The 668-nt window shown below is 71.4% G+C and carries 1 protein-coding gene and 1 pseudogene; both read left to right on the top strand.

Annotation, left to right across the window (positions count from 1 at the left end; translation table 11 throughout):
* The coding region (locus PINTE_RS23425) for an ABC transporter ATP-binding protein (RefSeq protein WP_169798582.1) at positions 1–447 on the top strand (447 nt) is incomplete at its 5' end.
* Positions 448–668, top strand: a pseudogene (locus PINTE_RS19345) (glycosyltransferase); the annotation flags it as partial.

Genomic DNA, 668 nt, shown 5'->3' with positions numbered 1-668 from the left:
CGCGAGAACGTCATCCTCGGCGGGCTGGCGGCGGGGCTGTCGCGCAAGGAGGTCGAGGAGCGGGCCGACCAGGTGGCGGACTGGGCCGAGCTCGGCGACTTCATCGACGCGCCGATGCGCACGTACTCCTCGGGCATGTTCTCGCGGTTGGCGTTCTCGGTGGCCGTGCACATGAAGCCCGACATCCTCATGGTCGACGAGGCGCTGTCGGCCGGTGACGCGAAGTTCCGGGAGAAGGCGCAGGCCAAGATGGAGGAGCTGCGTCAATCGGCGCGCGCGGTCTTCCTCGTCAGCCACGCCCTGGGCAGCGTCAAGGAGATGTGCGACGACTGCATCTGGCTGCACAAGGGGCGCATCGCGATGCACGCGTCGCCGCAGGAGTGCATCGACGCGTACACGCAGTTCGTCAAGGTCGGCAAGACGCCGACGACCATGGAGGACCTGTAGGTGTCCACGCAGCGGCGCGCGCCCGTCGACGTCACGATCGTGACGTCCGGTCACGACGTGGCTGACGCCCGGCTGCACCGGGAGGTGGCGGCCCTGCTCGCGCGCGGGTTGCGGGTCGAGGTCTTCGGGCTCGGGGAGGCGGCGGACGCCCCGCCGGGGGCGATCGTGCGCACGTGGCCGCGGCAGGGCTCGCTGCGGCGGGCGCGGCTGGCGGCGCGGAT

It is taken from the genome of Piscicoccus intestinalis NBRC 104926 (assembly GCF_001515525.1).
Taxonomy (GTDB): domain Bacteria; phylum Actinomycetota; class Actinomycetes; order Actinomycetales; family Dermatophilaceae; genus Kineosphaera; species Kineosphaera intestinalis.
The sequence above is the reverse complement of the archived record's forward strand: the minus strand, read 5'-3'. Positions and strand labels throughout refer to the sequence as shown.